Source organism: Streptomyces sp. MB09-02B (assembly GCF_033794485.1).
Lineage (GTDB): Bacteria > Actinomycetota > Actinomycetes > Streptomycetales > Streptomycetaceae > Streptomyces.
The window spans coordinates 1-6,044 of the sequence record NZ_JARGEE010000490.1 but is presented as its reverse complement, the minus strand read 5'-3'; the positions used below and the strand labels follow the sequence as shown (position 1 = coordinate 6,044).

4 protein-coding genes are annotated in these 6,044 nt (G+C 70.6%); 2 read left to right on the top strand and 2 right to left on the bottom strand.

Annotated features, from left to right (window positions below):
- Positions 1 to 367: 367 nt before the first annotated feature.
- Together P1P70_RS38725 and P1P70_RS38720 are read left to right on the top strand one after the other, a co-directional pair.
- Complete coding sequence (locus tag P1P70_RS38725; RefSeq protein WP_319246141.1) at positions 368 to 2,335, top strand: acetoacetate--CoA ligase; 1,968 nt, start codon at positions 368 to 370, stop codon at positions 2,333 to 2,335.
- Between the two features lie 79 nt (positions 2,336 to 2,414).
- Positions 2,415 to 3,323, top strand: a complete 909-nt coding sequence (locus P1P70_RS38720; RefSeq protein WP_319246139.1) for a hypothetical protein — start codon at positions 2,415 to 2,417, stop codon at positions 3,321 to 3,323.
- A 59-nt stretch (positions 3,324 to 3,382) separates the two neighbouring features.
- Here P1P70_RS38720 and ptsP read toward each other — a convergent pair whose 3' ends face one another.
- Positions 3,383 to 5,053 carry a phosphoenolpyruvate--protein phosphotransferase gene (gene ptsP, locus P1P70_RS38715; RefSeq protein ID WP_319246137.1) on the bottom strand — a complete coding sequence of 557 codons (1,671 nt, stop codon included), beginning with the start codon at positions 5,051 to 5,053 and terminating at the stop codon, positions 3,383 to 3,385.
- Positions 5,054 to 5,130: 77 nt separating this feature from the next.
- Positions 5,131 to 5,580 (bottom strand): PTS glucose transporter subunit IIA, encoded by a 450-nt coding sequence (locus tag P1P70_RS38710; RefSeq protein WP_045557329.1) that lies wholly within the window; start codon positions 5,578 to 5,580, stop codon positions 5,131 to 5,133.
- Positions 5,581 to 6,044 lie beyond the last annotated feature (464 nt).

Below are 6,044 nucleotides of genomic sequence, written 5' to 3'. Positions count from 1 at the left end.
CCCCGGCACCCTGGCACGCTCGGCACCCCGCGCCGGCAGAGCGGCGGCGTCGGCACGCCTCCTGCGCCATGCGGCCCGCACGGTGCGCAGCCCCTGCGCAGCCCCCGCCGAACCGATCGCTTTCACCGAACGCACCAGGTCACGACCGTCCATGGGGCTCACCATGCCATTGACCGGCCCATTCGTGTGAACCGTTCAACTTCCGTTCACCCACGGTGCCGCCACATGTTCATGTCGCCGTCCGACAGCGGCTCACCCTGGTGCGGAAGTCGATCACATGGCATCGTCCGTGTCAGCCGCGTCACGCGCACACCCCTGCCCGTACGCGCCCGACGCACACCACGCGCACAGTCCCGGGAGCCACCCCATGACCTCAGCGAACCCCTCGCCGCTCTGGCAACCCGACGCGGAACGCATCGCCCGGGCCCAGATCTCCGCGTTCCAGTCCTGGGCCGCCGAACACCACGGAGCCCCCGCCGAGGGCGGATACCCGGCCCTGCACCGCTGGTCCGTCGACGAACTCGAGACGTTCTGGAAAGCCGTCACGGAGTGGTTCGACGTACGGTTCTCCACCCCCTACGCGCGCGTGCTCGGCGACCGCGCCATGCCCGGCGCCGCGTGGTTCCCCGGCGCCACCCTCAACTACGCCGAACACGCCCTGCGCGCCGCCGACACCCGCGCCGACGAACCGGCCCTGCTCCACGTCGACGAGACCCACGGACCCCGCCCCGTGACCTGGGCGGAGCTGCGCCGCCAGGTCGGCTCCCTAGCCGCCGAACTGCGCGCCCTCGGCGTACGCCCCGGCGACCGCGTCAGCGGCTACCTCCCGAACATCCCGCAGGCCGTCGTCGCCCTCCTCGCCACGGCCGCCGTCGGCGGCGTCTGGACCTCCTGCGCCCCCGACTTCGGCGCCCGCAGCGTCCTCGACCGCTTCCAGCAGGTCGAACCCGTCGTCCTGTTCACCGTCGACGGCTACCGCTACGGAGGCAAGGAACACGACCGCCGCGACACCGTCGCCGAACTCCGCCGCGAACTGCCCACCCTGCGCGCCGTGGTGCACATCCCCGTCCTCGGCACCGCAGCCCCCGAGGGCGCCCTGGAATGGGCCGCCCTGACCTCCGCGGACGTGGCACCCACCTTCGACCAGGTCCCGTTCGACCACCCCCTGTGGGTGCTCTACTCGTCCGGCACCACCGGCCTGCCCAAAGCCCTCGTCCAGTCCCAGGGCGGAATCCTCGTCGAACACCTCAAACAACTCGGCCTGCACTGCGACCTCGGCCCCGAGGACCGCTTCTTCTGGTACACCTCCACCGGCTGGATGATGTGGAACTTCCTCGTCTCCGGCCTCCTCACCGGCACCACCGTCGTCCTGTACGACGGCAGCCCCGGGTACCCCGACACGGGCGCCCAGTGGAGCGTCGCCGAACGCACCGGCGCCACCCTCTTCGGCACCTCCGCCGCCTACGTCATGGCCTGCCGCAAGGCCGACGTCCACCCCGGCCGCGACTACGACCTCTCCCGCGTCCAGTGCGTCGGCACCACCGGCTCCCCGCTCCCGCCCGACGGCTTCCGCTGGCTCCACGACGAGGTCCGCGAAGACCTCTGGATCGCCTCCGTCAGCGGCGGCACCGACGTGTGCTCCTGCTTCGCGGGAGCCGTCCCCACCCTCCCGGTCCACATCGGCGAACTCCAGGCCCCCGGCCTCGGCACCGACCTCCAGTCCTGGGACCCCAGCGGCACACCCCTCGTCGACGAGGTCGGCGAACTGGTCGTCACCAACCCCATGCCGTCCATGCCGATCCACTTCTGGAACGACCCCGACGGCACCCGTTACCACGACAGCTACTTCGACACCTACCCCGGCGTCTGGCGCCACGGCGACTGGATCACCCTCACCTCCCGGGGCTCCGTCGTGATCCACGGCCGCTCCGACTCCACGCTCAACCGCCAAGGTGTCCGCATGGGCTCGGCCGACATCTACGAAGCCGTCGAACGCCTCCCCGAGATCAAGGAGTCCCTCGTCGTCGGTATCGAAGAGCCCGACGGCGGCTACTGGATGCCCCTCTTCGTCCAACTCGCCCCGGGAGCAACGCTCGACGAGGCCCTCCTCGCCCGCATCAAGCGCACCATCCGCGAACAGCTCTCACCCCGGCACGTCCCCGACGAGGTCATCGAGGTCCCCGGCGTCCCGCACACCCTCACCGGCAAACGCATCGAGGTCCCCGTCAAACGCCTCCTCCAGGGCACCCCGCTGGAGAAGGCGGTCAACCCGGGCTCCATCGACAACCTCGACCTCCTGCGCTTCTACGAGGACCTGGCCCGCGAGCGCCTCTGACCCCCGCTCGCGACCGCGTTGTCAGTGCCCTCGATTACTGTGAGTGAGCATTGATCGACCGTTCGCACAGGGGGAGAACATGGCACGCACCGACCACCAGAGCATGCGCCGCGTCCTGCGCCGCGAGATCGCGGGCACCATCGGCCTGCTGGCCGACGAACACGACTTCACCGCGATGCGGCGCTACCGCAGCTTCACCTTCGCCGACCACACGACCTACCTCCGACACGTGGAAGCCCTGCTCAGGACCCTCTCCGCGCAGGGCAACCACACGACGGTCGCCCTCTTCGACCCCGAGGAGTACGCCGAGTTCTGCGCCGACACCGGCCTCGAACCCGACACCCCCTCCAGCCGCACCCGCTTCACCGCCGAGCTGGCCGCGACGGGCGCCGCCGTCCCGTACGAAGGACAGCCCCTCACCGAGCTCGTCCCCGACCTGATCGACGAAGCCGTCCGCCTCGCCACCTGGGAGTACGCCACCACGCGCCTCGCCCAGATCGGCGACTGCGCCTCCTGCGGCGAGGACATCGGACGCGCGTCCTTCTCCCGCGCCATGCACCTGCTCAAGCGCATCCTCGACACCGCCGGCCCGGGTGAACGCCACCTCGTCTGCAGCGTCTCGGCCGAACCCCAGGCGCTGGCCGCCGTCCTCCACGTGGAAGAGGACACCGACGGAGCCACCCGGCTCGACGAGTCCGAAGCCCTGGAGTTCGCCACCGTCCTCGCTCTCGGCCTCGCCACCGCGAGCCCCGGCGGACTCGTCATGCGCACCACCTCCCCGGACCGGACCGACCGCGTCTACGGCTGGCGCCTGCGCGGCGACGACCTGGCACCCCTCACAGCGGGAGAGGTCTTCGACGCCTACTGCACCGACAGGGAATCCGGAGACCTCGTCTCACCGGAGTCCGGCGTCGACTACGGCACCCCACCCGACCTCGGGGACGACCTCGGCAAGGGAGGCCCGGCTCCGCACGGCCACACCCGCTGAACGGGGGGGGCGCCCCACCCGAAGGTGGAGCGCCCCTCGCGCCGGCCGGTCCTCACTGGCTACTCGCCCGACAGCACCGCCTGCGCCGCGCCCCGCGCCTCCTCGGCGGTGTCCGTCGCACGGGCGGCAGCCGCGGCCCGCTCGCACTGCGCCAGCGTGTACTTCGCCAAGGTCGCCCGCACATACGGAATCGACGCCGCACCCATGGAGAGGGAGGTGACCCCCAGACCGGTCAGCACACACGCGAGCAGCGGATCCGACGCCGCCTCACCGCAGACACCACAGCTCTTGCCCTCGGCCTTCGCCGCCTCGGCGGACAGCGCGACGAGGTCGAGCAGCGCCGGCTGCCACGGGTCCTGGAGCCGCGACACCGCCCCCACCTGCCGGTCGGCCGCGAACGTGTACTGCGCGAGGTCATTGGTCCCCAGCGAGAGGAACTCGACCTCCTGCAGGATCGACCGCGCCCGCAGCGCCGCCGACGGGATCTCGACCATGGCACCGAACTTGGCCCGCAGCCCGGCCTCACGACACGCGTCGGCGAACGCCTTGGCGTCTGTGCGGTCCGCGACCATCGGCGCCATGACCTCGAGATAGACCGGCAGGCCTTCGGCGGCCTTCGCGAGCGCCGTCAGCTGCGTCCGCAGCACCTCGGGGTGATCGAGGAGCGTCCGCAGGCCACGCACACCGAGGGCCGGGTTCGGCTCGTCGGCCGGCGTGAGGAACTCCAGCGGCTTGTCTGCGCCGGCGTCGAGCACCCGCACGACCACACGCCCCTCGGGGAAGGCCTCCAGCACCTGGCGGTACGCCTCGACCTGCTTCTCCTCGGACGGCGCCGCCTTGCTGTCGTCCAGGAAGAGGAACTCGGTCCGGAACAGCCCGACCCCCTCGGCCCCGGCCTCCACGGCCGCCGGCACATCAGCGGGGCCGCCCACATTGGCCAGCAGCGGAACCCGGTGCCCGTCGGAGGTCGCGCCGGGCCCGCTCGACGCGGCCAGCGCGGCCTTCCGCGCCGCAGCGGCGGCCTCCAGCTCGGCCTTCTTCTCCGCGCTCGGGTTCACGAAGATCTCACCGGTGCTGCCGTCCACGGCGATCACCGTGCCCTCGGCGAGCTCCCCGGCACCCGGCAGCGCCACCACGGCCGGCACCCCGAGCGCCCGCGCCAGAATCGCACTGTGACTCGTCGGCCCACCCTCCTCGGTGACGAACCCGAGGACGAGCGTCGGATCGAGCAGCGCCGTGTCCGCGGGCGCCAGGTCGCGAGCGATGAGAACGTACGGCTCGTCGCTGTCCGGCACCCCCGGCATCGGAACTCCGAGCAGCCGGGCGACGATACGATTCCGCACATCGTCGAGGTCGGCCACGCGACCCGCGAGGTACTCGCCGGCCCCGGCCAGCAGCGCCCGATACGCGGCGAAGGCGTCGTAGACACCACGCTCCGCCGTGCTCCCCACGGCGATACGTCGCTCCACATCCGCCATCAGCTCCGGGTCCTGGGCCATCAGCGCCTGGGCCTCCAGTACGGCCTGGGCCTCACCCCCGGCCAGATTGCCGCGCGCCATAAGATCGGCGGCCACCGCGTCCACTGCCTTACGGGCACGTCCCTGCTCGCGCTCCGCGTCCTCTGCCGGAATCTGCTTGGCGGGCGGCTCCAGCACCGCCGTCCCCATGTGCCGAACCTCGCCGATCGCCACACCGTGGCTCACACCGACGCCTCGCAGCGTTGTCTCCATCTCACCTGTCTCCGTTAGTGCGGCGGGTCCCGCCGCCGCGATGGTTGTGGAACTTGCGATCCGGTACGGCCACGACGTCACCGCCAGCCGAAGAGCGTGTCGCCGCCCTTGACCTCGCCGTCCTCGCGGAGCTCGGTGAGGGAGTCGGCCGTGGCCTCCAGGGCCACGACGGGGCAGATGGGCGACTTGCCCGTGGCCTCCACGGCGGCGGGGTTCCAGCGCACCACGGCCTGACCGCGTCGCACGGTGTCGCCCTTGTTCACGAGCAGCTCGAAGCCCTCACCGTTCAGCTGCACGGTGTCGATACCGAGGTGTGTCAGCACACCGTGTCCCTCGCCGTCTACGACGACGAAGGCGTGCGGGTGCAGGGAGACGACGACCCCGTCGACGGGAGCGACGGCGTCCCCAGCCTCACGCACGGGGTCGATCGCCATGCCGGGGCCGACCATCGCTCCCGAGAACACGGGATCCGGTACGGCGGCCAGTCCGATGGCGCGTCCTGCGAGAGGGGACGTCACGGTGGTCATGGGAAGCCTCCCAGGTGGGGATCTATGAGACACCGTCCCGCTTGTCCCGGGACGGCGCGCTGAGCAGCAGGGTAGGTCGGTTGAAGTACCCGTTCCGCACCATAGCTCCGCATTAGAGGTCTAGACCACCCCTGCAAGCGATTTGCACGGGCTCTGCGGCCCGATGTAGAGTCGTAGACCTGCCTCGGGGCGAGCGGCACTGTGTGTCCGACCCCGGCAGCACCGAACTCGTTCAGATCGTTCAGATCCTATCCCGGGATCATCTTCTGCATGCTCGCAGGATGGTGGTCAGGGGGCCGGAAAAACACTGATAGAGTTCGGAACACCGAAGGGAAGCGCCCGGAGGAAAGCCCAGGAAATAACTTGGGTGAGTACAAAGGAAGCGTCCGTTCCTTGAGAACTCAACAGCGTGCCAAAAATCAACGCCAGATATGTTGATACCCCGTTCCCGGCCGGTCTTCGGT